Here is a 744-nt window from a genome sequence, read left to right on the forward strand (position 1 = left end):
AAAAAAGGTTCTGTAGTTGTTAAGTATGTAGATGCTCAAGGAAATGAAATTAGTGAAGCGGTAACTGTTAAAGAGAATGCAGTAGTAGAAAAAGCTGCGACAAAAGTTTATGCAGACCGTGAAGAAACAACATATACAGCTACAAATGAAGAATACAGTACTGTAGAAAGCCGTAAAGATGTTATCGAAGTTAATGGTAAGAAATATGTCTTCCGTGGAGTGTATGAAGTTTCTGATAAATTCAACAATGTAATAGAAGAAACAGGTAAGGTAAAAGAAGGAACTACAACAGTTGTTTATCAATATGATGAAATCATCCCAATAGATCCAACTAAACCTAACAATGGAGAACAAAATCCTCCAAAACCAGAGGATAAAATTCCTAACGATCCAAAAGGTCGTACATATAAAGATTTAGGTTTATTAACAGAAGTGAAACGAAACATTACTTATGTTTATGAAAATGGACCGAAAGCAGGGCAAGAAGCAAGTACGCCAGTTGAACAAACTGCAAGATTCACAAGAACTGCAGAAATCAATAGTAGAACAGGTGAAGTAGTATACACAAGTGAGTGGACTAAAGAACAAAAACTTGATGAAGTAGTATCACCAAAAATCGATAAATATACAGTTGATAAAGAAAAAGTAGCAGAATTACCTGTAACACATGAATCTACCGATAGTAGTGAAGTTGTTAAATACCGTGAAAATCCTGAAATTATCGAACATGATGCAGCAAAAGAC

1 protein-coding gene is annotated in these 744 nt (G+C 34.1%); it reads left to right on the forward strand.

What is annotated here, in order from left to right:
* The coding region (locus tag O3801_RS08505; protein WP_483299494.1) for a mucin-binding protein at nt 1–744 on the forward strand (744 nt) is incomplete at both ends.

It is taken from the genome of Gemella sp. 27098_8_149, assembly GCF_041433745.1.
GTDB lineage: Bacteria > Bacillota > Bacilli > Staphylococcales > Gemellaceae > Gemella.